The organism is Pseudomonas sp. Marseille-Q0931 (assembly GCF_940789645.1).
In the GTDB taxonomy this organism is placed as follows: domain Bacteria; phylum Pseudomonadota; class Gammaproteobacteria; order Pseudomonadales; family Pseudomonadaceae; genus Aquipseudomonas.
Map to the genome: position 1 here is coordinate 404,310 of NZ_CALNWT010000002.1, position 25,740 is coordinate 430,049.

The window sequence follows — 25,740 nt, forward strand, 5'->3', positions numbered from 1 at the left end:
GCCTATGTGGCTGCCATTCGATCTTCGCCGGGGTCAGGCGGCCGATTCGCCGCGCCACTCACATCCCCGAGCGGCATGACTGGCCTGACACGCCCGTGCGGCGCTAAGCTGTGGCGATGACCACACCCTACCTGACCTCGCAGCACACCAGCAGCACGGACGCCGCCAGCGGTCTGCGGCTCGGTGGCGACTGGACGCTGGCCCACTACAGCCAGCTCGAACCCCAGGTGCTGGCGCTGCGCGAACGCCTGCGCGGCGAGGAGAACGTCGACCTCGGCGAACTGACCGCGCTGGATACAGCCGGTGCGGCGCTGCTGGTGGAGCTGTTCGGCAGTGAGCGCCTGCATCAGCTCACGCAGCAGGCCGATATCTGCGAGCAACGCCGCGCCTTGCTGCTGACGGTGGCCAACGCCATGGCCGAAAGCGCACAAGCGCAGCCCGCGCCGGAGCCATCCGTACTGCGTGAAGTGCTCGGCCACATCGGCGAAGTCGTCGAGAGCATGTGGCACCAGGGCCGGGCGCTGCTCGGCTTCATGGGCCTGACCCTGGTCAGCATGCTGGCGATCCTGGTGCGCCCCACGCGCTGGCGCCTGACTTCGCTGGCCGCGCATCTGGAACAGTGCGGGCTGAATGCCGTGCCCATCGTCGCCCTGCTGACCTTTCTGGTCGGTGCCGTGGTGGCCTTCCTCGGCGCCACCATCCTCGCCGACTTCGGCGCCACCATCTACACAGTGAACCTGGTGGCCTTTTCCTTCCTGCGCGAATTCGGCGTACTGCTGACCGCGATTCTGATGGCCGGGCGCACCGCCAGCGCCTTCACCGCGCAGATCGGCTCGATGAAGGCCAACGAGGAAATCGACGCCATTCGCACCCTGGGCCTGAGCCCCGTCGAACTGCTGGTGCTGCCGCGCGTGTTCGCCATGCTCATCGCCCTGCCGATCCTGACCTTCATCGCCATGCTCAGCGGCATACTCGGCGGCGGTCTGGTGTGCGCGGTAGCCCTGGATATTCCGACGGCCATGTACCTGTCGATCCTGCAGGACAGCGACCTGCTGCGGCATTTCCTGGTCGGCCTGCTCAAGGCGCCGATTTTCGCCTTCCTGATCGCCCTGATCGGCTGCCTGGAAGGCTTCAAGGTCAGCGGCAGCGCACAGTCGGTGGGTGAACACACCACCTCGGCGGTGGTGCAGTCGATCTTCGTGGTCATCCTGCTCGACGCCCTGGCCGCACTGTTTCTGATGGAGATGGGCTGGTGAGCCGGGACAAGATCATCGAGGTACGCGATCTGAGCAACCGCTTCGGCAGCCAGGTAGTACACGAACATCTGGATTTCGATCTGTATCGCGGCGAGATTCTCGGCGTGGTCGGCGGCTCGGGGACCGGCAAGTCGGTGCTGCTGCGCAGCATCGTCGGTTTGCGCCGGCCCAACGCGGGGACCGTGCGGGTGTTCGGCGAGGAGCTGCTGAACCTGCCGGCCGAACGCCGCTCGCAATTGGAGCGGCGCTTCGGCGTGCTGTACCAGCGCGGTGCGCTGTTTTCCTCGCTGACGGTCAGCGAGAACATCGCCCTGCCGTTGATCGAGCATGCCGGTCTGTCGCGCGCCGCGGCCGAGCGCCTGGCGCGGGTCAAGATCGCGCTGGCCGGCCTGCCCCAGGATGCCGGCAGCAAATACCCCAGTTCGCTGTCCGGCGGCATGGTCAAACGTGCTGCGCTGGCCCGCGCCCTGGCGCTCGACCCGGACATCCTGTTCCTCGACGAGCCCACCGCCGGCCTCGACCCAATTGGCGCGGCGGCCTTCGACCAATTGATCCGCACCCTCAGCGACAGCCTGGGTCTGAGTGTATTTCTGGTGACCCACGACCTGGACACGCTCTACAGCATCTGCGATCGCGTCGCGGTGCTAGCGCAGAAAAAGGTGCTGGTGGCCGACCGCCTGGACGTGGTGGCTGCCACCGACGATGCGTGGATCCAGGAATATTTTCACGGCCCGCGCGGACGCGCGGCCGCACAGGCCGCTACGGCGGCAGGGAGTCAATGAATGGAACCCAGAGCCCATCACGTACTGATCGGCCTGTTCACCGTGCTCACGGTCGGCGCTGCGCTGTTGTTCGGCCTGTGGCTGAACAGGGCCGGGGCGGACAGCGCCGTGACTGATTATGAGGTGATCTTCAACGAGGCAGTCACCGGCCTGTCACAGGGCAGCGCGGTGCAATACAGCGGCATCAAGATTGGCGATGTGATCAGCCTCGGCCTCGATCCCGATGACCCGCGCACCGTACGCGCACGCATCCGTGTCGTCGGCCAGACACCGATCAAGGAAGATACCCGCGCACGCCTGGCGATCACCGGCATCACCGGCCTCGCGGTCATCCAGCTGCACGGCGGCAGTCCCGAGAGCCCGCCGTTGGAGGGCAAGGATGGCCAGCCCGGGATCATCATCGCCGACCGCTCGCCGCTTTCCCGGCTGATGGCCAACGGCGAAGACCTGGTCAGCAACATCTCCCGTCTGCTCAACCGCGCCAACCGCATGCTCTCGCGCGAGAACGCCGAGCGCGTGTCACGCACCCTGGAGAACCTCGAGCAGGTCACCGCCGGCATCGCCGGGCAGCGTGACGAACTCAGCGCCGCCCTGCAGCAGGTCGGCGTTGCCACCCAGGAAGCCGCCGAACTGATGCGCACAGCCAATCGCCTGCTCGACGATCAGGGCAGCCAGGTGCTGGAGAACGCCGAACGCCTGATGGCCTCGCTGGAGCGCAGCAGCCGCAATATCGAGCAATTGCTGCAGAACAACCGCGGCGCGCTGGACAGCGGCATGCAGGGCCTTGGCAATCTGGGCCCGACGATCAGCGAGCTGCGCGAAACCCTCGGCGCCCTGCGCGGTTTCTCTCGCCGCCTGGAACAGGACCCCAGCGGTTACCTGCTGCGCAGCGACAGCATCAAGGAGTTCCAACCATGAAGCACCTCACCCTGTTGCTGGCTGCCGCCCTGCTCAGCGCCTGCTCGCTTCTGCCGCAGAGCGAACCGCTGGATATCTACCTGTTGCCGGGCAGCGCGCTGCCGGCCCAGACACAGCGCGTCGACTGGTCATTGCGGGTGAACAGCCCGGTCAGCAGCCAGTTGCTCGACGGCACGCGCATCGTCGTGCTGCCCGAGCCTGGCCTGGTCAACACCTACCAGGGCGTACGCTGGAGCGAGCGCACGCCGCAGTTGCTGCGCAGCCGCCTGCTCGACGCGTTTCAGGATGACGGCCGGATTCAGGCGCTGAGCAACGAGGACCAGCGCCTGCAAGCCGACCTGGAACTGGTCAGCGACCTGCGCAGCTTCCACAGCGAATACCGAGACGGCGTCCCCCACGCGCTGATCCGCCTCGAGGTCAGCCTGGTCGATACGCGTAGCCAGCAGATCATCGCCAGCCGCCGCTTCAGCGCCAGCCAGGCGGCGAGCGACACCGCGATGACTGCGGTGGTGGCGGCGTTCGGCCAGGCCGGCGATCGCCTGGCCGGTGAGTTGGTGAACTGGACGCTGGCCGAAGGACAGCGCAGCCGCTGATTGACGGGTGGACAAACCTTGCTCCGTGGGAGGCGCTTCAGCGGCGACGGCGCGGCGCTGATCGCTACCGCGCTAGCGTCGCAGCAGCCCCGCCCCAAAATCTGCACTCTCTGGCTAAACGCCCCGCAACCAGTCGCGCACCTCGGCGTAGGGGTAGTCTTCCAGCGCAGCGAAACCGGCCAACTGGCGCGCCTTCAGCCTGGTGAGCAGAGGCGTGGTCACGCCACAGAGAAAACGCGTCAGGCACTCGTGGCTCGGTTCGTGCCCGGCGTACTGCCGATGCTTCTCGATGAAAGCGGCGCACAGCGCCTGTGCATCCCGTCCGCTCAGAGGTGGCAGTTCGGGCGGTTGCGGCAAGGTGGCGACCTGTCCGCGACACACCGAACAATGACCACAACGCTCGGGCGCCTGATCGTCGCCGAAATACAGCGCCAGGCGGCGGCTCAGGCACTCGTTGCTTTCGAACAGCGCGAGCATGGCCTGGATACGGGCAATCTCGCTGGCCTCGTGGGCGCGAAAGTGCGCGTGCAGATCGTTGGCCAGTGTCTCCAGATCAAAACCGCCGTCGAGCACGGCATAGACCTCGGTCATCTGTTTGCTTTCCAGCTCCAGCCAGCCCTTTTCCTGAAAGTAATCCAGCGCCTTGACCACACGCGCGCGCTCGGCGCCGTACTGCTGGTACAGCGCGTCGAAGTCCAGCGTCGACCAGGTACGCGCCCGTTTCGAGCACGCCAGAATCGCCTCGACGAACTGGCGCCGCTCGCCCTCGAACTGCGCCAGCAAGGCCTCGTCATCCAGCGACAGCTTGAAGCGATACTCAGCGAAGTAGGCATAGCGCGGCGCGATGATGCCGCGCAGCTCCAGCTGCACCAGCAGGGTCTTGAGCGGCAGCGCGCGGACATTGCTCTGCTCGGACAGCTGCCCGAGCATCAGCTCCCACTGCCCGCCCGTGCCGACCGCACGCAGGTCGTCGAGCACGACGCGAATGCCGGCGAGTTCCGGGGTATCGCCGTAGACGAAGTTCTCCAGCACGCTGAGGCCGTCGCGGCTGGCCAGCACCAAACAGTCCGAGGCCTGGCCGTCGCGTCCGGCACGGCCGATTTCCTGGCTGTAGTTCTCCACCGACTTGGGCAGGTCGAAGTGCACCACGTTGCGAATATCGCGCTTGTCGATGCCCATGCCGAAGGCGATGGTGGCGACGATGCACTCCAGTTCACCGGCCATGAAGCGGCGCTGGATCGACTCGCGAACCTCATGGGCCATACCGGCGTGGTAGGCGCTGACTGCCAGACCGTCTTGCGCCAGGCGCTCGGCGACCTGCTCGGCAGTTTTCTGCTGGGTGACGTAGACGATGCTCGCCTGGCCGCGTCGCGGCGCCAGCCATTGCTGCAGGCGCTGCATCTTGGCGCCGCCAGGCACCGGTTCGACCAGCAGGTTGAGGTTGGGCCGGTAGAAGCCGGTGGTGACCACATCGGCCTCGGCGATGGCGAATTTCTCACGCATGTCGGCGATTACCTTGGGCGTCGCCGTGGCGGTGAGCAGCAGCACCTGATCGATGCCGAACTGGCGTTGATAGTCGGGCAGCTTGAGGTAGTCCGGGCGGAAGTTATGACCCCACTCGGAGATGCAGTGCGCCTCGTCGACCACCAACAGGGAGATCGGCACCTGGGCGATGAAATTGCGAAAGCGCTCGTTCTTCAGGCGCTCCACCGAGATCATCAGGATCTTCAGCTCACCGCTGCGCGCGCGGTTCATGACCTCGGCCGCCTGCTCGCGACTTTGCGCCGAATCGATGCTGGCCGCTGCGATGCCATGGGCATGCAGGAACGCCAGTTGATCCTGCATCAACGCCAGTAGCGGTGAGATCACCAGGGTCAGATGCGGCAGGTGCAGGGCCGGCAGCTGATAGCACAGCGACTTGCCCGAGCCGGTAGGAAAGATCGCCGCCGCCGAGCGACCGGCGAGCACGGCGCTGATCACCGTTTCCTGTCCGGGGCGCAGCTGATCGAAACCGAAGACGCGTTTGAGGGTAGACATGCGCTGTCACTCCGTTGACCGCCGAATGAGCCCTCACCATAACGGCAAAGTGAGGAAAGTCGTAGCCCGGATGGAGTCCGGGGCTCGTTCGCATCGGTACGCCTGGCCGTAGGGGGCGGATTTATCCGCGAAAAGGGCGCGCGCCGTGCTCGCAGGAGGATCGCGAATAAATTCGCTCCTACAAGAGCTTCACGCAGCCTGCGCCCAGCCTGTAGGAGCGGATTTATCCGCGAAAGAGCCCGACGCCGTGCCCGCAGGATGATCGCGAATAAATTCGCTCCTACAAGAGCTTCACGCAGCCTGCGCCTGGCCTGTAGGAGCGGATTTATCCGCGAAAGAGCCCGGCGCCGTGCCCGCAGGATGATCGCGAATAAATTCGCTCCTACAAGAGCGTGACCGCAGTCTCGTAGGGCGGGTGCAACCCGCCGCTCCGGCCATGGCGGGTTTCACCCGCCCTACGCCTGCTCATGGCCCACCAACGACAAAGCCGCCCGAAGGCGGCTTTGTCAGAGAACGCGGCTCAGCTTACAGCTGCGGGCCGGCGTTCTTGATCGCTTCGCTGACATCGAACTTCTGGAAGTTGTCGATGAACAGCTTGGCCAGGCCCTTGGCGGCTTCGTCGTAGGCGTTCTTGTCAGCCCAGGTGTTACGCGGGTTGAGCAGGTTGGTCTCGACGCCCGGAACGGCCTTCGGCACGTCCAGGTTGATGATCGGCAGGTGCTCGGTCTCGGCACCGATCAGCGCGCCGCTCTGGATGGCAGCGATCACACCACGGGTGGTGGGGATGTTGAAACGCTTGCCGACGCCGTAGCCACCGCCGGTCCAGCCGGTGTTGACCAGGTAGACCTTGGAGCCGAAGGCGTTGATGCGCTTGATCAGCAGCTCGGCGTAAACGCCAGCCGGACGCGGGAAGAACGGTGCGCCGAAGCAGGTGGAGAAGGTCGACTTGATGCCGCCGCCCGAACCCATTTCGGTGGAACCGACCAGCGCGGTGTAGCCGGACAGGAAGTGGTAGGCCGCCTGCTCGTTGTTGAGGATCGACACCGGCGGCAGTACGCCAGTCAGGTCGCAGGTCAGGAAGATAACGGCGTTCGGCTCGCCGCCCAGGTTCTTCTCGCTGCGCTTCTCGACGTACTCCAGCGGGTAGGCCGCGCGGCTGTTCTGGGTCAGGCTGTCGTCGGCGTAATCCGGGGTGCGGGCGTCGTCGAGCACGACGTTTTCCAGCACGGTGCCGAACTGGATGGCTTTCCAGATCACCGGCTCGTTCTTCTCGGACAGGTCGATGCACTTGGCGTAGCAGCCGCCTTCGATGTTGAACACCACGCCTTCGCCCCAACCATGTTCGTCGTCACCGATCAGGTAACGCGACTCGTCGGCGGACAGGGTGGTCTTGCCGGTGCCGGACAGGCCGAAGAACAGGGTCACGTCGCCTTCTTCGCCGATGTTGGCGGCGCAGTGCATCGGCAGCACGTCTTTTTCCGGCAGCAGGAAGTTCTGCACGGAGAACATGGCCTTCTTCATTTCACCGGCGTAACGCATGCCGGCGATCAGCACTTTCTTGGCAGCGAAGTTGATGATCACGCAGCCATCGGAATTGGTGCCGTCACGCTCAGGCACGCACTCGAAGTTGGCGACGTTGAGGATCTGCCACTCGGCCTTGGCCGACGGGTTGTAGGCGCTCGGGTTGATGAACAGCTGACGGCCGAACAGGTTCTGCCAGGCGGTGGCAGTGGTCATTTTCACCGGCAGGTAGTGCTCTTCGGCGGAGCCAACATGCACGTGGGAAACGAAGTGTTCCTGGGCATCGTTGAAGGCGGCGACGCGATCCCACAGGGCATCGAACTTGTCGGCCGGGAACGGACGGTTGATGTTGCCCCAGGCGATCTGCGCCTCGGTGCTCGGCTCCTGAACGATGAAACGATCAGCCGGCGAGCGGCCAGTGCGATGACCGGTGCGTACGACCAGCGCGCCGTTGGCGGCCAGTTCCCCTTCACCGCGGCGAATGGCTTCTTCGACCAGTTGCGCGGCGCTGATGTCGGTGTACACGGCGTTGTTGGCTTGCGTCATGAGGGTCCCCGTCGGCCGCTGGCCGAGTCTTCCGAACGTTGTGTAGTGCAGGGGCAACTGCACTACACGGTAAAAAAGTCGCGGGAGTATGCCAGAAAAGCGAACTGCTTGGCAGCCTCCGCTCCGATAGAGAACGGCTATCGATCAGAAAAGTTCATCAATGGCGGGTCTGCGACGGCGCTTCGCTACCGGCACCGGCGAACAGCTGAGCGATATCGGCGGCGTCGAAGGCATAGCGCTCGTTGCAGAACTGGCAATCGATCACCACGCTGCCGCCCTGCTCGGCCAGCAGCAGTTCGGCATCGGCCTGGCCGAGGCTGGCCAGGGCACTGGCGGAGCGCTCGCGCGAACAGCTGCAGCGGAACTGCAGCGGCTGCTCATCGAACAGGCGAACGTTTTCTTCGTGGTAAAGACGATGCAGCAGGGTCGGGTTGTCCAGACCGAGCAGTTCTTCGGCGGTCAGGGTGTCGGCCAGGGTCAGCACATGGTTCCAGCTCTCGGCACGTTCCTCGGCCTCGGTCTGGTGATGCGCCGGCAGCTGTTGCAGCAGCAGGCCACGGGCGCGCTGGCCGTCGGCCTTGAGCCAGAAGCGGGTCGGCAGTTGCTCGGAGCTGGCGAAGTAGTTGGACAGGCACTCAGCCAGGTCCACTCCCTCCAGGTCGACGATGCCCTGGTAACGCTGACCGTGGCTCGGGTCGATGGTGATGGCCAGCACGCCATTGGGCATCAGGCTTTGCAGGTCGGCATCGGCGCCGATCTGCTCGGCCTCGTAGCGGGCGATGCCGCGCAGCTCACGGGCGCTGGAACATTCCACCATCAACAGCGACAGCGGGCCTTCAGCGCGGGCCTGCAGCACCAGCAGGCCGTCGAACTTCAGCGTACCGACCAGCAACGCGGCGGCGGCCATCATTTCGCCGAGCAGCTGCGCCACCGGCTGCGGGTAGGCGTGCTTGGCCAGCACATGGGCATAGCTCTCGCGTAGCGCGACCATCTCCCCACGCACATCGGTGTCGTCGAACAGGAAACGTTGACTGAAGTCGTTCATAGCGGCTGGCCCAGGGTCTGAAAGGCTGGCGATTTTATGCACAAATGCCGACACAACCAAGGCCCGAACGTCATGTGATGTGGCTCTCGTGACCAATCCCGCCCCCTGAACCTCGACTGAACGATTGCGCTGCTGCCCTTGTGCTGGCGTCAGCCCTGCCTATCATCCGCGCGCCTGAGTACGCCTGTTACATATCTGCAAAGGGACATCCCCATGTCGAGCACGTTCATCAATCGCCAATGGCATCCCCGCGCCATGCTGGTCTGCCATATCGTGGCCCTCGTGCTGCTCGCCAGCTGGTTGTGGCAGCCCACGCGCGAGCTGTGGAACGGCTTCGACCTGTGGCTGTTCAAGCTGCTCAACGACCCGGTGCATGCTGGCGGCCTGTGGGCGCATATCTGGGCCATCGGCAGCATGCGCCCGGTCGACGCCGGGGTCGGCGTGGTGATGCTGGCAGTGATGCTCAAAGCGGACCTGATCTTCACCGGTGTCCAGGTGCGCCGCGCGCTGTTCGCCTTCCTCGTCGCCCTGACGGTGATGCTGCTGATGCGCGTGCTGTTCGCCGACCTGGTCGAATACATGGGCTGGCAGCACGCCAGCCCGTCGCTGGTGGTGGAAGGCAGTGCGCGCCTGACGGAAATGTTCCCGGCCTGGGAAGAACGCTGGGACCTGAAGGACAGCGCCAGCCGCAGCTTCCCCGGCGATCACGCTTCCGTGCTGCTGATCTGGGCCTACTTCATGAGTTTCTTCGCCCGCGGCTGGCGTCTGGCGCTGGTCTGGGCAATTAGCGTGATCGGCATTCTCCCGCGCCTGGTGGCCGGTGCTCATTGGGGGGCGGACGCCTTCGTCGGTGGCGTGCTCCTCAGCCTGCTGGCCCTGGCCTGGAGCTGCTACACCCCGCTGGGTTATCACGCCAGCGAATGGCTGGAGAAGATCACCCTGCCGATCACCTCACGCCTGGCCAAGCTGCCGCTACTGGGCCGCATGAGCATCGTCAGCGGTCACTGAGGGGCTGGCCTCACTGCCACCCTGGGTCGTCCGGGTGGTAGTGGGCGATGCGACTACGGGCCTCGGCCCAGCGCCTACCTGTGGGAGCGGACTTGTCCGCGAAGCTTTCCGGTAGCACCACCATTGCCCTGGTCGACGCCCATGCTGCGTTGACGCTGCTTTTCAGCACAGTCTGAGACAACCGCGCTGCCATATTCGCGGACAAGTCCGCTCCCACAAGAGCTCGCTATCCTGGTAGCCCCGACCACTGATTCGATCGATGGGCTGCTGCGTTGACGCTGCTTTTTAGCACAGCCCGACAACCGCGCCCCCATATTCGCGGACAAGTCCGCTCCCACAAGAGCTCGCTATCCTGGTAGCCCCGACCACTGATTCGGTCGATGGGCTGCTGCGTTGAAGCCGCTTTTCAGCACAGCCTGAGACAACCGCGCCGCCATATTCGCGGACAAGTCCGCTCCCACAAGAGCCCGCTATGCTGGTAGCCCAGACCACTGATTCGGTCGATGGGGCATGCTGCGTTGAAGCTGCTCTTCAGCACAGCCTGACAACCGCGCCGCCACATTCGCGGACAAGTCCGCTCCCACAGCTCTTCCGACGCTGCTATTCCTCGTCGGCCCAGGGATGGCGCATGCCACCCTCCTGATGCTCGTTGAACTGGTGGATCTGCCGGCGCTGCTTCTTGCTCGGCCGGCCATCGGTCTGCACGCCCATAGCGCCGGCTTTACGCATCGCTGCAGCCTGTTCGCGGCGGGCAATGCTCTCTTCGGTTTCGCGATACAGCAGCTGCGCCTCGGGCGCGCCACGGCGAACGCTGGAGAGCGCCAGCACGACCACCGTGCGTTCATCGAAGCCGGTGCGCAGTACATACTCGTCGCCGACCTTCGGCTCCTTGCCCGGCTTGCAGCGGTCGCCGCGGTGATGCACCTTGCCACCTTCTATAGCCGCCTTGGCCAGGGCCCGGGTCTTGTAGAAGCGCGCCGCCCACAGCCATTTATCCAGGCGCACCTTGTCGTCGTCTTTTTCGCTCATCTCACACTCTGAAAGGGGTTGGGCATTCGCACGCGCGGCGGATGCAGTTGTCACACGACACAACTAGAATGCGCGGAATCATAGGCGTTGTACGCCTCAGGGGACACTCTCACCTTGAAGACCTTCGACCAGCTCAGCGTGATCGGCCTGCGTGAGTGGATCAATCTGCCCGAGCTCGGCATCATCGGCCTGCGCGCCAAGATCGACACCGGCGCCAGTACCTCCAGCCTGCACGCCAGCGATATCCAGCCATTCCAGCGTGACGGCGAGGACTGGGTGCGCTTCACCGCCTACCTCGGCACCCAGGTGCAGCGCCGTCATCGCTGCGAGGCGCCGCTGGTATCAGTCAAGCGTATCAAGAGCTCCAACGGCCAGGCGCAGAGCCGCTATGTGATCCGTACTAACCTGGCCCTGGGCGATCGCCTGTGGCCGGTGGAATTCACCCTGGCCTGTCGCAAGACCATGCGTTATCGCGTATTACTCGGCTCCAAGGCGCTGATCACCGGCCAACTGGTGGTCAATCCTGCGCTCAGCTACGTGCAGGACAAACCCTCACTCTCCTCTGCCCTTCCAGGTGCCCAATGAAGATCGCCGTGCTGTCGCGCAACCCGCGTCTGTATTCCACCCGCCGCCTGGTAGAGGCCGGGCAGCAGCGGGGCCATGAAATGGTGGTGATCGACACCCTGCGCGCCTATATGAACATCGCCAGTCACAAGCCACAGATCCACTACCGCGGCCAGCCACTGGAGGGTTTCGATGCGGTGATTCCGCGCATCGGCGCCTCGGTGACCTTCTATGGCTGCGCGGTGTTGCGCCAGTTCGAGATGATGGGCGTCTACCCGCTCAACGAGTCGGTGGCCATCAGCCGCTCGCGCGACAAGCTGCGCGCCCTGCAGCTGCTGTCGCGCAAGGGCATCGGCCAGCCGGTGACCGGCTTCGCCCACTCCCCCGACGACATTCCCGACCTGATTCAGATGGTCGGCGGCGCGCCGCTGGTGATCAAGGTGCTGGAAGGCACCCAGGGCATGGGCGTGGTGCTGGCCGAGACGACCAAGGCGGCCGAGTCGGTAATCGAGGCCTTCCTCGGCCTCAAGCAGGACATCATGGTCCAGGAATACATCCAGGAGGCCGGCGGTGCCGACATTCGCTGCTTCGTGGTCGGCGACAAGGTGATCGCGGCGATGAAGCGCCAGGCCAAGGCAGGCGAATTTCGCTCCAACCTGCACCGCGGCGGCAGCGCCAGCCTGATCAAGATCACCCCGGAAGAACGCATGACCGCGGTGCGCGCGGCCAAGGTGATGGGCCTGAACGTCGCCGGGGTCGATATCCTGCGCTCCAACCACGGGCCGCTGGTGATGGAGGTCAATTCCTCGCCGGGCCTGGAAGGCATCGAGACCACCACCGCCAAGGACGTCGCCGGCATGATCATCCAGCATCTGGAAAAGCACGCCGAGCCCGGCCAGACCCGCACCAAGGGCCGCGGATGAACCGAACGTTCGCCGGTCGCCTGGCGCTGATCGCCCCCGCGGCGGCCGTTGCCGAAGATGTACTGGAAGCGACCCTGGCACAGCTCGACGTGCTGGGCGTGCGCTACCACCTGGGCCGGCACGTGCGCGCCCGCCACCGCTACCTCGCCGGTACGCCGGAGCAGCGCCTGGAGGACCTGCACCAGGCCTTTACCCTGCCCGATATTGCCGCCGTCTGGTGCCTGCGTGGCGGTTACGGCTGCGCGCAACTGGTGGCGGAAATCGATTGGGCGCTGCTGCGCCAGGCCAGTGCGCGCCCGCTGATCGGCTTCTCCGATCTGTCGATTCTGCTCGAAGCCTTTGCCCAGCAGGGCTTACCGGCCATTCATGGCCCGGTGGCCACGGCGCTCGGCCATCAGATGCTGTCGGCGCCCACCGGCCAGCGTGAACGGCTGGCCTCGATGCAGGCGCTCTGGAGCATGCTCGAGGGCGAACATCGCCAACTGCCGCTGCGGCATATCAGCGGCCCGCGACATGCCATCGCAGGCACCCTGCAGGGCGGCAACCTCACGGCCCTGGCCAGCGCCTGCGGCACAGGCGCCGAAATGCGTCTGGCCGAGGATTCGATCCTGATCCTGGAAGACGTCGGCGAGCCTTACTACCGACTGGAGCGTAGCTTCTGGCAACTGCTGCACAGCTTCGCCGGGAGAAAGCCGCGCGCGGTGTGCCTGGGCAGCTTCACCGACTGCCCACGGCGCGGGGTGCAACACAGCCTGGAGCAGATCATCGGCGAATACCTGGCACCTCTGGGCGTGCCGCTCTATGGCGACCTGCCCAGCGGCCATGGCGACAGCAATTTCCCCTGGCCCTACGGCCAGCAGGCGCGGATCGGCGACAACAGCCTGAGCTGGTAGCGCACCTCAGCGCTGGCGCGCCTGCATCCAGGCGAGAAACTCGGCCTCCTTCATCGGCCGGCCGAACAGATAGCCCTGGCCCATCGCGCAACCCTGCTCACGCAGAAATGCCAGCTGGCTGTCCTGCTCGATGCCTTCGGCCACGCATTCCAGATCCAGGTTGCGTGCGATCATCAGGATGGTCTGCACCAGCATGCGCCCGCTCGCTGCGCCGTCCAGATCGGCGACGAAGCTGCGGTCGATCTTCAGCCGGTCCAGCGGCAGACGCTTGAGGTAGGTGAGCGACGAGTAGCCGGTGCCGAAGTCGTCGATGGCGAAGCGCACGCCCTGCGCCTTGAGTCGCTGCATGTTGCCGATGCAGCGTTCGACGTCTTCGAGCAGCACGCCCTCGGTGATTTCCAGCTCCAGAGCATGCGCCGGTACCCCGTGATCACGCAGGCACTGCTCGACCCGCTCGACGCAGCCGGCCTGGCGCAACTCGCGCGGGCTGAGGTTGACCGCCAGCACCAGCTGCGGCCACTGCGCCTGCCAGCGCGCCAGGGCCGCGCAGGCCTGTTCCAGCACCCACCGGCCGATGTCCTGGATCAGCCCGGTTTCCTCCGCCAGCGGGATGAACTGATCCGGCGCGATCTCGCCGCGCTCGGGGTGCATCCAGCGCAGCAGCACCTCGGCACCGGCCAGCGAGTCATCGGCCAGCATCAACTGCGGCTGGAACACCAGCTGCAACTGCTGGCGGGCGATGGCCTGGCGCAGTTCGCCCTGCAACTGCAGGCGCTGATCGATGGCCGCCTGCATCTCCGGCGCGAAGAAATGCAGGGCGTTGCGCCCGGCGTGCTTGGCCCGATACATGGCGGTGTCAGCCTGCTTGAGAATGTCCGAGGCATGTTGCAGCCCCATCGGGTGCAGGGCGATGCCGATACTGGCGCTGATTGCCAGCTCGTGCCCGTCGATCAGGCAACTGCCCTGCAGCCCGCGCAACAGCTTCTCCCCCACTGCGGCAGCATGCTCGGCCACCGCCTGCGCCTCGCCGCCCAAGGCTTCGAGCAGCACCACGAACTCGTCTCCACCCAGTCGCGCCAGGGTGTCCTCGGTGCGCAGCTCGCGGGCCAGGCGCGTGGTCACTTCCACCAGCAGGGCATCGCCGACCAGATGGCCCAGACTGTCGTTGACCGTCTTGAAATGATCCAGGTCGATGAACAGCAGCGCGCCCAGGCTGCCCTCGCGATTCTCCCGGTCCATGGCGTGTTGCAGACGATCGAGCAGCAGACGGCGATTGGGCAGACCGGTCAGCTCGTCGCTGTAGGCCAGGCGCTCGATCTCGCGCTGGTAGCGCTGGCGCTCGGAAATATCGGTGACGCTGGCGCGGATCAACAATCCCTCGCCCGGCATGCGCACCAGACGCACCTCGCACGGCAGCTGGCGCCCGGCACTGTCGCGGTGCGTCCACTCGAACACCGGCGCCTCACCGGCCACGGCCTGGCGCATGAACGCCTTGCCGGCACGGGAGGACAGGCGGCCATCAGCCTGGCGCAACGGGCTGATGCTCTGGATCGACCGGCCGAGCAGCTCTTCGCGGCGATAACGGAACAGCCGCAGCGCGTTCTCGTTGCACTCGACGATGCCGCCATCGGGGTTGAACAACAGAATCGCCTCGGGCGCATGCTCGACCAGGGTGCGATAGCGCGCCTCGGCCTGGTGACGTGCGCTGATGTCCTCGACCAGCAGCAGGAATACGCTCTGCCGCCCACTGCTACCACGCACCGCACGCAGGCTGACGCGGGTGAACACCACCTGGCCGTCGGCGCGCAGGAAGCGCTTGTCCATCTCGAAACCTTCGCTGTTGCCGAGCAGTACCTGCTCGACACTGGCCTGCTCGGCCGGCAGATCGTCCGGGTGCGAAAGTTGCTGCCAGCTGCTGGCCAGCATTTCATCGCGGCTGCGCCCCAGAATGCTGCACAGTTTCTGGTTGATCTCTTCCCAGCCGAAACTCTGACTGGTCAGCGCCATGCCGATCAGCGGCGCCTCGAAGAACAGACGCAGGCGCTCGTCGCGCTCGCGCAGTTGCGACTCGGTGCGCTTGCGCTCGCTGATGTCCTGCACCACGCCGTAGATGCGCATCAGGCTGCCATCCTCATCGCGCTCGGCCATACCGCGCACGCGTACCAGGCGCCCGCCGAGGCGCGCCGCAAGATGCAGTTCGAGGTCGATCTCGTCGAGTCCGACCAGCGCAGCCTGCAGGGTCTGCATTATCAGCGCCTGGCTCGGCGTGTCGAAGTAGTGCAGCGCCTGCTCGAAACGGGGTGGCCCAAGGTGGATGTCACGCTCGACGATGCGGTAGCAGCCATCACTCCAGAACATGCTGTAGTCGCCGACTTCGAGCACCCAGCCACCGAGGTTGGCGATGTCTTCGGTCTGGCTGAACAGGTGACTCTGGCGCAGCAGCTGCGAGCGCTGCTGCTCGACCTTGGCTGCCAGCTCCACGCGCTCGGTGACATCGTGCTGCAGACCGACGAAATGACTGATGCCCTGCTCGTCGCGCATCGGCGCCAGTACCACCTCGTTCCAGAACGGTCGGCCGTCCTTGCGATAGTTGCGCACCACGGCATGGCCGCTGCGGCCGTCGCGCAGGGCGGCGCGCAAGGGTTGCAGCTCCAGCTGGGTGCGATCCCTGCCGAGCAGGAAACGGCAATTGCGCCCCAGCACCTCTTCGGCGTAATAACCGGTTATCTGGCTGAACGCAGCATTGCAGTAGACCAGCGGCAGATCGGCCTGGCGCGCGTCGGCGATGGTCACGCCCAGCGGGCTGGCCTCCATCGCCAGGTTGGCCCGGGCCAGTTGCTCCTGCATCTGCGCGCTGCGCGCCAGCGCCTGGCGCAGGTCACTGAGCGCACGCCCCACCACCAGCGTGGCGCCCATCAGCAGCAGAACGACGAAATGCAGCTGATCGCGCTGCAGATCCAACTCGGTGAAACTTGAACTGCCGCGCCAGAGCGGTAATGGCAGGGTGACAACGAACACCAGCAGCACGCCATATAACGCCCCCGCGAAAGCGTGACGCAATGCCAGTACCAGCGTACAGAGCCCCAGCAGCGGCAAGGCGAGTTGGGCCGGCAGGCTGGCACCGAGCAGCATCAACAGCAGAAATACGCCCAACGCCAGCGGCCAGCCACCGGGCCAGCGGCTGATCGGCAGCGCAGGAGCGGTGACGTGGCTTCGCTCGCGCAGCCAGCCGCGACTGCGCAGCAGCGGCGTGCCGAAGGTCAACAAGGGAGCCGTCAGCGCCAGCAGGTTGATGGTGTCGCTCAACCACACCGTCAGGCTCGCCCGTGCCCATTGATCGCCGGCCTGAAAGCCGGTAAGCCAGAGGTTGCTCTGCAGCCAGAGGGCCACCAGGGTGGCCGGCATCAGCACGGCGAAGGCGAGGAATCGCAGCACATCGCTCAGGCGCCCCAGGGCCGGGTCGAACGACTGGCGCCGCAACAACCCCCAACCCAGGGCCACCGCGGCGGTTTCCGGCAGCGCATAGAGCGGCGCCCACTGCCAGGGCAGGTCCCAAAGCGGCACGCTGAGCAAGGCGTTGAGGTAAAGCGCCGGCAACACGCGCGGGCCCCACCACAGGCAGAATGCCAGGCCGAGCACCATGGGCAGGTAGCACAGCGCTATCCCGTCGTTCAGACGGGTCGCCAGGGAAATCCAGGTTGCCAGGTGGAAGATCGGCAGCGGTAGCCACCAGGTCCAGCTGGGCAAGCGGTCGGGGAAGGCGGCGGGCATGCAGGCCTCGAAGTGATGCGCTGGCACAGCATAGCCCAGCGCCAAAGCGCTTGGCAGCATATTGCCAGCACTTGGGCGCCGCGAGTGGACGGCCGGTTACACCGCGTCGCGCGGCAACAACAGCCCCAGCGGCAACCGCACCCGCGCCTCCAGGCCGCCGCCACTACGGTTGCGCAGCTCGACGCTGCCGCCGTGCAGCGCCGCGATGCGCTTGACGATGGCCAGGCCCAGACCGGTGCCGCGCCCGCCACGGGCACGATCACCGCGAATGAAGGGATTGAAGATACTGTCCAGCTCAGCCGGATCGATACCATTGCCACGGTCCAGCACGCTCAATACCACATAGGGCGCGCTGTGATCACCGGCCAGGCTGGCGACCACCTCGACGGCATCACCACCGCCATGGTTGAGCGCATTCTCCACCAAGTTGGTAAGCAGGCGCTTGGTCGATACCCGGCGCAGCGGAAACGGTGGAATGGCTTCAAGGCACAGGCGCACGCGCTCGCCGCCCTGGTTGTAGGGCGCCAGGGTTTCGCGCACCAGCTCGGGGAAGTCGGCCTCCTCCACCGGCTCGTCGCGGCCGTCGCGGATGAAGGCGAGGAACTGATCGAGGATGGCGTCCATGTCCTCGATATCGCGCACCATGTCCTCGGTCAGCTCGGAATCGTTGTCCATGAACTCCAGCGCCAGACGCAGGCGCGTCAGCGGCGTGCGCAGATCATGGGAGACGCCGGCCAGCATCAGTTCCCGCTCGCGGCCGGCCTGCTCGACGTCCTCGGCCATCTGGTTGAAGGCGCGGTACACCTCGGTCATTTCACTCGGCGTATCGCTCACCGGCAGGCGCACGCTGCGCCCCTGGCCAAGCTGGCGGGCGGCGAAGACCAAACGTTTGAGCGGCGCATTGAGCTGACGCACGAAGATCCAGGCCGCGGCAGTGGACAGCAGGCCAATGCCGAGGAACCAGCCAAGCACGCTCCAGATCCGCTGGCCACGCAGCGGGTGCGGATACATCGGCACCCGCACCCAGCCGTCGCCAAGGCTCGGCGCATGCACCCAGAGCGCCGGTGGAGTGGTCGCTCGCACGTGGGTTTCGGTATCGGGGCCGAGCTCGGTCTGCATCTGCCGCTGGAAGATTTCGCTGTAGGGCCAGTGCTGCTCGCTGGCCGGCACTTTGTCGCGCGGGATGCGCTTGAGCCCGGCGGCCTGGGCGATATGGTCGCGGTCATCGGGGTTGGCCGCCCAGTAGGCCCGCAAGGTAAGCGCCGCACCGTGGCTGTACTGGCGGTCGACCAGCACATCCTCATTCATCATCAGGTACACCAGCGTCAGTGCCTTGGAGAACAGCACGACGACGAGCACCAGCCAGAGGGTGCGGGCGAAGAAGCTTTGCGGGAACCAGTAGGGGGCTTTCATCAGCGCAGAACCGTAGGAGCGAGCTCTGCTCGCGAAAACGTGGCTTCAATTCGCGAGCTGAGCTCGCTCCTACGCGTCACTTGTTGCCGTCAGGAACGAAGACGTAACCAACGCCCCAGACGGTCTGGATATAGCGCGGCTTGGACGGGTCCGGCTCGATCAGGCGGCGCAGGCGGCTGATCTGCACGTCGATGGAGCGCTCCAGCGCATCCCACTCGCGACCGCGGGCCAGGTTCATCAGTTTGTCGCGGGTCAGCGGCTCCCGCGCATGCTGCACCAGGGCCTTGAGCACGGCGAACTCGCCGGTGGTGAGCATGTGCACTTCCTCGCCCTTCCTCAGCTCACGCGTGGCCAAGGACAGCTCGTAGTCGCCGAAGCTGACGCTTTCATCCTCGGCGCCCGGCGCACCCGGCACCACCGGCGCCTGGCGGCGCAGCACGGCCTTGATGCGGGCGAGCAGCTCTCGCGGGTTGAAAGGCTTGGCCAGGTAATCGTCGGCGCCCAGTTCCAGGCCCTGGATACGGCTGGACTCATCGCCCTTGGCGGTGAGCATGATGATCGGGATCTGGTTGTTCGATTCACGCAGGCGGCGGCAGGCGGACAGGCCGTCTTCGCCAGGCAGCATCAGGTCGAGCACCACCAGATTGAACAGCTCGCGGGCCAGCAGACGGTCCATCTGCTCGACGTTCTCCACCGCACGCACCCGGTAGCCCTGCTCATCGAAGAAACGCTCGAGCAGGCGGCGCAGACGGGCGTCGTCATCGACGATGAGAATCTTCTCGCCTTCGGCGGCGGCAGGGGCAGCGGACTGGGTCATGGCGTCTCCTTGGACAGCCGTACTGTGGACGGCAAGTGGCGGCATTATCGCTCAGGCGCACCGGTGGGCGCTTTAGCCATTGTTAGCAGATTTTTCCCCAACGGTGCCCAGTACTTATGAATGCGGTGTTTATAATGCGCCGCTTTCGTATCTGGCCGGCATCTTTACGGCCGCCCTGTCGCTTCAGTGGGTAGTTTTCATATGGACAGCATCAACAATCGCATCGCCGATGAACTGGGCGTGCGCCCGCAACAGGTTGCCGCCGCCGTGGCCCTGCTCGACGAAGGCTCCACCGTGCCCTTCATCGCCCGTTACCGCAAAGAAGTGACCGGCAGCCTCGACGATACCCAGCTGCGCCACCTGGAAGAGCGCCTGCGCTACCTGCGCGAGCTGGACGAGCGCCGCGGGGCGATCCTCGCCAGCATCGAGGAGCAGGGCAAGCTGACCCCCGAGCTAAAGCGCGAGATCGACCTGGCCGACACCAAGACGCGCCTCGAAGACTTGTATTTGCCGTACAAGCAGAAGCGCCGCACCAAGGGTCAGATTGCCCTCGAAGCCGGCCTCGGCGAGCTGGCCGATGCGCTGTTCGCCGACCCGAGCCTGACACCGGAACAGGAAGCCGAGCGCTTCATCGATGCCGAGAAAGGCTTCGCCGATACCAAGGCCGTGCTCGAAGGCGCCAAGTACATCCTCATGGAGCGCTTCGCCGAAGACGCCGCGCTGCTCGACAAGCTGCGCAGCTTCCTCAAGGACAACGCCACCCTCAGCGCCCGCCTGGTGCCGGGCAAGGAAAACGAAGGCGCCAAGTTCAGCGACTACTTCGAGCATGACGAAGCGCTCAAGGGCGTGCCGTCGCACCGTGCACTGGCGATCTTCCGTGGGCGTAACGAGGGCATTCTCAGCGCCAGCCTGAAAGTGGGCGAGGAGCTGCCCGGCACCCTGCACCCGTGCGAGCTGATGATCGGCGAGCGCTTCGGCCTGGAGAACAAAGGCCGCGCAGCCGACAAGTGGCTGGCCGAGGTGGTGCGCTGGACCTGGAAGGTCAAGCTGTACAACCACCTGGAAACCGACCTGCTCGGCGAGCTGCGCGAGAAGGCCGAGGACGAGGCGATCAGCGTCTTCGCCCGTAACCTGCACGACCTGCTGCTGGCCGCCCCGGCCGGCCCGCGCGCCACCTTGGCGCTGGATCCGGGCCTGCGTACCGGCTGCAAGGTGGCGGTGGTCGATGCCACCGGCAAGGTGCTGGAAACCGCCACTGTTTATCCGCACGCCCCGCGCAACGACTGGGACGGCACCCTGGCGATCCTCGCCAAGCTGTGCGCCAAGCATGGCGTCGACCTGATTTCTATCGGCAACGGCACCGCCAGCCGCGAGACCGACAAACTGGCCGCCGAACTGATCAAGAAAGTACCGGGCCTCAAGCTGACCAAGGTGATGGTCTCCGAGGCCGGCGCCTCGGTGTACTCGGCCTCGGAACTGGCCGCCCGCGAATTCCCTGATCTCGACGTATCGCTGCGCGGCGCGGTCAGCATCGCCCGTCGCCTGCAGGACCCGCTGGCCGAGTTGGTGAAGATCGACCCGAAATCCATCGGCGTCGGCCAGTACCAACATGACGTGTCGCAGCTCAAGCTGGCGCGCAGCCTGGACGCCGTGGTCGAAGACTGCGTGAACGCCGTCGGCGTGGATGTGAACACCGCCTCCGCGGCCCTGCTGGCGCGCATCTCTGGCCTCAACGCGACCCTGGCGCAGAACATCGTGCAGTACCGCGACGCCAACGGCGCCTTCGCCTCGCGCGCCGAACTGAAGAAGGTGCCGCGCCTGGGCGAGAAGACTTTCGAACAGGCCGCCGGCTTCTTGCGCGTGATGAGCGGCGACAACCCGCTGGACGCTTCCGCGGTGCACCCGGAAACCTACCCGCTGGTCGAGCGTATCGCCCAGGACACCGGCCGCGATATCCGCTCGCTGATCGGCGACTCCGGCTTTCTCAAGCGCCTCGATCCGGCCAAGTTCACCGACGAGCGCTTCGGCCTGGTGACCGTCGGCGACATCCTCAAGGAACTGGACAAGCCCGGCCGCGACCCGCGCCCGGAGTTCAAGACCGCCGAGTTCCAGGAAGGCGTGGAAACGCTGAACGATCTCAAGCTGGGCATGGTGCTCGAAGGCGTGGTCACCAACGTCACCAACTTCGGCGCCTTCGTCGATATCGGCGTGCACCAGGACGGTCTGGTGCACATCAGCGCGCTGTCGGAGAAGTTCATCAAGGACCCGCACGAGGCGGTCAAGGCCGGCGACGTGGTCAAGGTCAAGGTGATGGAAGTGGACATCCCGCGTAACCGCATCGCCCTGTCCATGCGCATGGGCGACACCCCCGGCGAGAAAGTCGAGGGCGCGCGCGGCGGGCAACGCGGCACCGGCAACCGCGGCGGCAATACGCCGCGCAGCGAGCGCCACTCCAGCCAGGACAAACCGGCTCCCGCCACCGGCGGCATGGCCGCCCTGTTCGCCAACGCCAAGCAGTTGAAGAAATGAGTACGGAAGGCAACGTCGGCGCCAGCAGCGCCTTTTCCCGCCTGCTCGGCCTGGAGATTCTCCAGGTCGGCGGTGGCGAGGCGCGCGTGCGCCTGACCCTCACCGACGAACTGCGCAACCTGCACGGCAAGCTGCACGGCGGTGCGCTGTTCTCGCTGATCGACACCGCCATGGGCCAGGCCAGCCACAGCCTGGGCGATGGCGGCCCGAGCAGCGTGACCCTGGAGTGCAAGATCAACTACATCCGCCCGGTGTCCGAGGGCAGCGTGCTGTGCCACGCCAAGGTGCTGCATGCCGGGCGTCGTACTCAGGTGGTCGAAGCCGAAGTGCTGCAGGGCGACAAGCTGGTCGCCAAGGCACAAGGCACCTTCGCCTGCATATAAGCAGCGGCAAGCTGCACGCCATAAGCTGTCGGGAAATGCCCACGCGCCCTTACTTGTGGCTTGCAGCTTGAAGCTTGCTGCTGCAGTCCTCATATTGTGGCGACTGCCCAGTTAGGAATTGCATCTTGAGCGATCTTCTCTCCCGCCGCCTGGCCCAGCTCGGCGAGCCGGCCAACCTGTCCCTGCTGGGTGAATGTCTGCATGGTATCGAGCGCGAATGCCTGCGCGTCGACCGCGACGGCCAGCTGGCCCTGACCCCGCATCCGCAGGCGCTGGGCTCGGCGCTGACCCATGCGCAGATCACCACCGACTACTCCGAGTCGCTGCTGGAGTTCATCACCGGCACCGCCAACGATCCGGCCGCCACCCTCGCCGAACTGGAGAACATCCACCGCTTCGCCTACGACAAGCTCGATGGCGAACTGCTGTGGAGCCCGTCGATGCCCTGCGCCCTGCCGGACGAAGAGACCATCCCCATCGCCCGCTACGGCAGCTCCAACATCGGCCGCCTCAAGTACGTGTACCGCAAGGGCCTGGCGCTGCGTTACGGCAAGACCATGCAGTGCATCGCCGGCATCCACTACAACTTCTCCCTGCCCGAGGAGCTGTGGCAACTGCAGCAGCGCAGCGAAGGCAGCGAGCAGAGCGCGCGCGACTACCAGTCGGCCCGCTATATCTCGCTGATCCGCAATTTCCGCCGCTACAGCTGGCTGCTGATGTACCTGTTCGGCGCCTCGCCGGCGCTGGACAAAGGCTTCATGCGCGGCCGCCCGCACCAGTTGCAGGAGCTGGACGCCAGCACCCTGTACCTGCCATATGCCACCAGCCTGCGCATGAGCGACCTGGGCTACCAGAGCAACGCGCAGGCCGGCCTGACCCCCTGTTACAACGACCTGGCCAGCTACACCGACAGCCTGCGCCTGGCCGTCGGCACGCCCTATCCGGCTTATGTCGAGGCTGGCACCAAGCGCGGCGACGAGTGGCTGCAACTCAATACCAACATCCTGCAGATCGAGAACGAGTACTACTCGAGCATCCGCCCGAAACGCGTAACCCATAGCGGCGAGCGGCCAATCCAGGCACTGATGAGCCGCGGCGTGCAGTACGTGGAAGTGCGCTGCCTGGATATCAACCCCTTCCTGCCGTTGGGCATCGACGTGGCGCAGGCGCGCTTCATCGACGCCTTCCTGCTGTTCTGCGCGTTGGAAGACAGCCCGCTGCTGGAAAACGGCGAATGCAACAGTTGCACCAGCAACTTCCTCAAGGTGGTCAAGGAAGGCCGTCGTCCCGGTCTGCATCTGCAAAAGGGCAGCCAGCAGGTGGAGCTCAAGGTCTGGGCCGGCGAGCTGCTCGAACGCATCCTGCCGCTGGCCGAGCTGCTCGACCGCAGCCAAGGCAGCAACCTGCATATCGAGGCCCTGGCGCAACAGCAGGCCAAGGTCGCCGACGTGGAGATGACGCCATCGGCGCAGGTCCTGGCGATTCTGCGTCAGGGCCAGAGCTTCACCGACTTCGCCCTGCAGCAGAGCCTGCGCCACGCCGAGTACTTCCGCGCACAGCCGCTGAGCGCCGAACAACAGCAGGCTTTCGAGAAGGCCGCTCACCAGTCGCTGGCCGAGCAGGCGGAGCTGGAAGCGCAGCCCAAGGGCGACTTCGACGCCTTCGTCGCGGCCTATCAGGCGAGCATTCTGGCTTTGGCCGTGTAAGACGACGAAGCGTCGACTGCGTCACAAAGCCAACCAGCGGAGCAAAACCCGGGATGGGCGGGCACTCCCGGGGCCGCCAGGCAAGCTAGCATTGCCGGGTAAAGGACGATAGACGAGCAGCGCCCATGGCCGAAGACGCCACGCCGCAATGGAGCCTGGAGAGCCTGACCAAGGCCTACCAGCAAGGCTATATGGCCGGTCTCACCGGCCAGGCCCGAACCCGCCAGCCCTACCCTGAGGAAATCCCTGCGGCAGCCTGGGAGGCCGGCTGGGACGATGGCTCCGAACAGCTGCGCCTGCAGCAGCGCAGCGCCTGAATCTCTGAACGCACCGCGGAAGGGGCTTTGGCCTCCTGCATCGCTCCAAGCGTAGGAGCGGCTTCAGCCGCGAAGCTCGCGGATAAATCCGCTCCTACAGTTCCGGCCTGTTCTCGCCCCGCCTACAACGCCTTCTCGCACACCTGGGATTGCGCTGGTGGAGATGTAGTCCGGATGAAATCCGGGGGTATTCTGGCTCGCTGTCCCGGATTGCATCCGGGCTACATGCTCGGCCTTGGCCTTCCGCATCGCTCCAAGTGTAGGAGCGGCCTCAGCCGCGAAGCTCGCGGATAAATCCGCTCCTACAGACCCGGCCTGCTCTAGCCCGCCTATAACACCTTCTCGAACACCTTGGAATTGCGCTGGTAGTTGTACAGCGATGCCCGCGCGGTAGGCATGCGCTCGACGCTGCTCGGCTCGAAGCCGCGCTCGCGGAACCAGTGGGCGGTGCGGGTGGTGAGCACGAACAGGGTCTTGATCCCCTGCGCCCGCGCCCTGGCCTCGATACGCTCGAGCAATTCGTCGCCACGGCCGCCGTGGCGGTAATCGGGGTTGACCGCCAGGCAGGCCAGCTCGCCACAATCGGAATCGGCGATCGGATACAGCGCCGCGCAGGCAATGATCAGCCCTTCGCGCTCGACGATGCTAAATTGCTCGATCTCGCGCTCCAGCACCTCGCGCGAACGTCGTACCAGAATGCCCTGCTCTTCCAGCGGGCTGATCAGCTCGATCAGGCCGCCGACATCCTCGATGCTCGCCTCGCGCAGGGATTCGAACTGCTCCTGGGCCACCAGGGTGCCGTTACCGGTACGGGTGAACAGCTCGCTGAGCAGCGCGCCGTCGGTGGCGTAGCTGACGATATGGCTGCGTTTCACGCCACCCCGGCAGGCCTCGGCGGCGGCATCGAGCAGTTCGCCCTGGTAGTTGCTGCCCAGGCGCGCCAGATGCGCCGGCACCTGTTGCGGACGCAGTTCGCGCACCAGCTTGCCATTGTCGTCGAGCAGGCCGTCCTCGGCGCCGAACAGCAGCAGTTTGTCCGCGCCCAGGTCGATGGCGGCGCGGGTGGCGACGTCCTCGCAGGCCAGGTTGAAGATTTCTCCGGTGGGCGAATAACCCAGTGGCGACAGCAGCACGATGCTGCGCTCGTCGAGCTGGCGGTTGATACCCTTGCGGTCGATGCGCCGCACTTCGCCGGTGTGGTGGTAGTCGATGCCGTCGAGCACGCCGATTGGCCGTGCGGTGACGAAGTTGCCGCTGGTCAGGCGCAGGCGCGAGCCCTGCATCGGCGAGGCGGCCATGTCCATCGACAGGCGCGCCTCGATGGCGATGCGCAGCTGGCCGACGGCATCGATCACGCATTCCAGGGTCGGTGCATCGGTGATGCGCAGGTCGCGATGGTAGTGCGGGGTCAGGCCACGCGCGGCAAGGCGTGCCTCGATCTGCGGGCGCGAACCATGCACCAGCACCAGGCGCACGCCAAGGCTGTGCAGCAGCACCAGGTCGTGGACGATATTGGCGAAGTTCGGGTGAGCCACGCCCTCGCCCGGCAGCATGACCACGAAGGTGCGGTCGCGGTGGGCGTTGATGTAGGGCGAAGCGTGGCGTAGCCAATTGACGTAGTCGTGCATGAGCAATCCATTAACGTAGAGACTTAGGACGGCATGGCCGTCATGTTCGGTCAGAAGGTCG

General features: G+C 65.5%; 20 protein-coding genes. 12 read left to right on the plus strand and 8 right to left on the minus strand.

Annotation, left to right across the window (positions count from 1 at the left end):
* Positions 1-116 precede the first annotated feature (116 nt).
* Genes P3C50_RS08080 through P3C50_RS08095 form a run of 4 tightly spaced genes read left to right on the plus strand, consistent with a single transcriptional unit; the run spans position 117 to position 3,549 of the window.
* A complete protein-coding gene (locus P3C50_RS08080; RefSeq protein ID WP_197858088.1) occupies positions 117-1,256 on the plus strand; it encodes an MlaE family ABC transporter permease in 1,140 nt (379 codons plus the stop codon).
* Complete coding sequence (locus P3C50_RS08085; RefSeq protein ID WP_197858089.1) at positions 1,253-2,038, plus strand: ABC transporter ATP-binding protein; 786 nt, start codon at positions 1,253-1,255, stop codon at positions 2,036-2,038. Before P3C50_RS08080 ends, P3C50_RS08085 begins: the two co-directional genes overlap by 4 nt.
* On the plus strand, positions 2,039-2,956 hold the full coding sequence (locus P3C50_RS08090; protein ID WP_275545603.1) for an MlaD family protein: 918 nt from the start codon (positions 2,039-2,041) through the stop codon (positions 2,954-2,956).
* Positions 2,953-3,549 (plus strand): ABC-type transport auxiliary lipoprotein family protein, encoded by a 597-nt coding sequence (locus P3C50_RS08095; protein ID WP_275545604.1) that lies wholly within the window; start codon positions 2,953-2,955, stop codon positions 3,547-3,549. The genes P3C50_RS08090 and P3C50_RS08095 overlap by 4 nt, the downstream gene beginning before the upstream one ends.
* 114 nt (positions 3,550-3,663) lie before the next feature.
* Here the strand turns inward: P3C50_RS08095 and P3C50_RS08100 are convergent, their stop codons facing one another.
* The 3 genes from P3C50_RS08100 to hslO all read right to left on the minus strand — a co-directional run bounded on the left by P3C50_RS08100 (position 3,664) and on the right by hslO (position 8,698).
* Positions 3,664-5,586 carry a RecQ family ATP-dependent DNA helicase gene (locus tag P3C50_RS08100; RefSeq protein WP_275545605.1) on the minus strand — a complete coding sequence of 641 codons (1,923 nt, stop codon included), beginning with the start codon at positions 5,584-5,586 and terminating at the stop codon, positions 3,664-3,666.
* 525 nt (positions 5,587-6,111) lie between these two features.
* A complete protein-coding gene (locus tag P3C50_RS08105) occupies positions 6,112-7,653 on the minus strand; it encodes a phosphoenolpyruvate carboxykinase (protein ID WP_275545606.1) in 1,542 nt (513 codons plus the stop codon).
* A 157-nt stretch (positions 7,654-7,810) separates the two neighbouring features.
* A complete protein-coding gene (gene hslO, locus P3C50_RS08110) occupies positions 7,811-8,698 on the minus strand; it encodes an Hsp33 family molecular chaperone HslO (RefSeq protein ID WP_275545607.1) in 888 nt (295 codons plus the stop codon).
* 213 nt (positions 8,699-8,911) lie between these two features.
* Here hslO and P3C50_RS08115 point away from each other — a divergent pair, with 213 nt between their 5' ends.
* Entirely contained in the window at positions 8,912-9,706 is a 795-nt protein-coding gene (locus P3C50_RS08115) for a phosphatase PAP2 family protein (protein WP_275545608.1), read from the plus strand.
* A 600-nt stretch (positions 9,707-10,306) separates the two neighbouring features.
* On the opposite strand, the gene P3C50_RS08120 is transcribed toward P3C50_RS08115, so the two are convergent.
* Positions 10,307-10,735, minus strand: coding sequence for an RNA-binding S4 domain-containing protein (locus P3C50_RS08120; protein ID WP_275545609.1), 429 nt, complete (start codon positions 10,733-10,735; stop codon positions 10,307-10,309).
* 147 nt (positions 10,736-10,882) lie between these two features.
* On the opposite strand from P3C50_RS08120, the gene P3C50_RS08125 reads away from it, so the two are divergent.
* From P3C50_RS08125 to P3C50_RS08135, 3 genes are read left to right on the plus strand one after another with little or no spacing between them, the layout of a single operon-like run.
* Positions 10,883-11,320 (plus strand): ATP-dependent zinc protease, encoded by a 438-nt coding sequence (locus P3C50_RS08125; protein WP_197858122.1) that lies wholly within the window; start codon positions 10,883-10,885, stop codon positions 11,318-11,320.
* Positions 11,317-12,222, plus strand: coding sequence for a 30S ribosomal protein S6--L-glutamate ligase (gene rimK, locus P3C50_RS08130; RefSeq protein WP_275545610.1), 906 nt, complete (start codon positions 11,317-11,319; stop codon positions 12,220-12,222). Before P3C50_RS08125 ends, rimK begins: the two co-directional genes overlap by 4 nt.
* On the plus strand, positions 12,219-13,115 hold the full coding sequence (locus P3C50_RS08135; protein WP_275545611.1) for a S66 peptidase family protein: 897 nt from the start codon (positions 12,219-12,221) through the stop codon (positions 13,113-13,115). The genes rimK and P3C50_RS08135 overlap by 4 nt, the downstream gene beginning before the upstream one ends.
* Positions 13,116-13,121: 6 nt before the next feature.
* Here the strand turns inward: P3C50_RS08135 and P3C50_RS08140 are convergent, their stop codons facing one another.
* The 3 genes from P3C50_RS08140 to ompR all read right to left on the minus strand — a co-directional run bounded on the left by P3C50_RS08140 (position 13,122) and on the right by ompR (position 19,116).
* Positions 13,122-16,886, minus strand: coding sequence for an EAL domain-containing protein (locus tag P3C50_RS08140; protein WP_275545612.1), 3,765 nt, complete (start codon positions 16,884-16,886; stop codon positions 13,122-13,124).
* A gap of 96 nt (positions 16,887-16,982) precedes the next feature.
* Positions 16,983-18,299, minus strand: coding sequence for an ATP-binding protein (locus P3C50_RS08145; protein ID WP_275545613.1), 1,317 nt, complete (start codon positions 18,297-18,299; stop codon positions 16,983-16,985).
* A 76-nt stretch (positions 18,300-18,375) separates the two neighbouring features.
* On the minus strand, positions 18,376-19,116 hold the full coding sequence (ompR, locus tag P3C50_RS08150) for a two-component system response regulator OmpR (RefSeq protein ID WP_275545614.1): 741 nt from the start codon (positions 19,114-19,116) through the stop codon (positions 18,376-18,378).
* A 201-nt stretch (positions 19,117-19,317) separates the two neighbouring features.
* Here ompR and P3C50_RS08155 point away from each other — a divergent pair, with 201 nt between their 5' ends.
* The 4 genes from P3C50_RS08155 to P3C50_RS08170 all read left to right on the plus strand — a co-directional run bounded on the left by P3C50_RS08155 (position 19,318) and on the right by P3C50_RS08170 (position 24,051).
* On the plus strand, positions 19,318-21,645 hold the full coding sequence (locus P3C50_RS08155; RefSeq protein ID WP_275545615.1) for a Tex family protein: 2,328 nt from the start codon (positions 19,318-19,320) through the stop codon (positions 21,643-21,645).
* Entirely contained in the window at positions 21,642-22,028 is a 387-nt protein-coding gene (locus P3C50_RS08160) for a PaaI family thioesterase (RefSeq protein ID WP_275545616.1), read from the plus strand. The genes P3C50_RS08155 and P3C50_RS08160 overlap by 4 nt, the downstream gene beginning before the upstream one ends.
* A 125-nt stretch (positions 22,029-22,153) precedes the next feature.
* Positions 22,154-23,734, plus strand: coding sequence for a glutamate--cysteine ligase (gene gshA, locus P3C50_RS08165; RefSeq protein ID WP_275545617.1), 1,581 nt, complete (start codon positions 22,154-22,156; stop codon positions 23,732-23,734).
* Between the two features lie 125 nt (positions 23,735-23,859).
* The gene (locus P3C50_RS08170) at positions 23,860-24,051 is read left to right on the plus strand and encodes a ribosome modulation factor (protein ID WP_275545618.1); all 192 of its coding nucleotides are present in this window, start codon (positions 23,860-23,862) and stop codon (positions 24,049-24,051) included.
* 329 nt (positions 24,052-24,380) lie between these two features.
* Here P3C50_RS08170 and argA read toward each other — a convergent pair whose 3' ends face one another.
* Positions 24,381-25,679, minus strand: coding sequence for an amino-acid N-acetyltransferase (gene argA, locus P3C50_RS08175; RefSeq protein WP_275545619.1), 1,299 nt, complete (start codon positions 25,677-25,679; stop codon positions 24,381-24,383).
* Positions 25,680-25,740 lie beyond the last annotated feature (61 nt).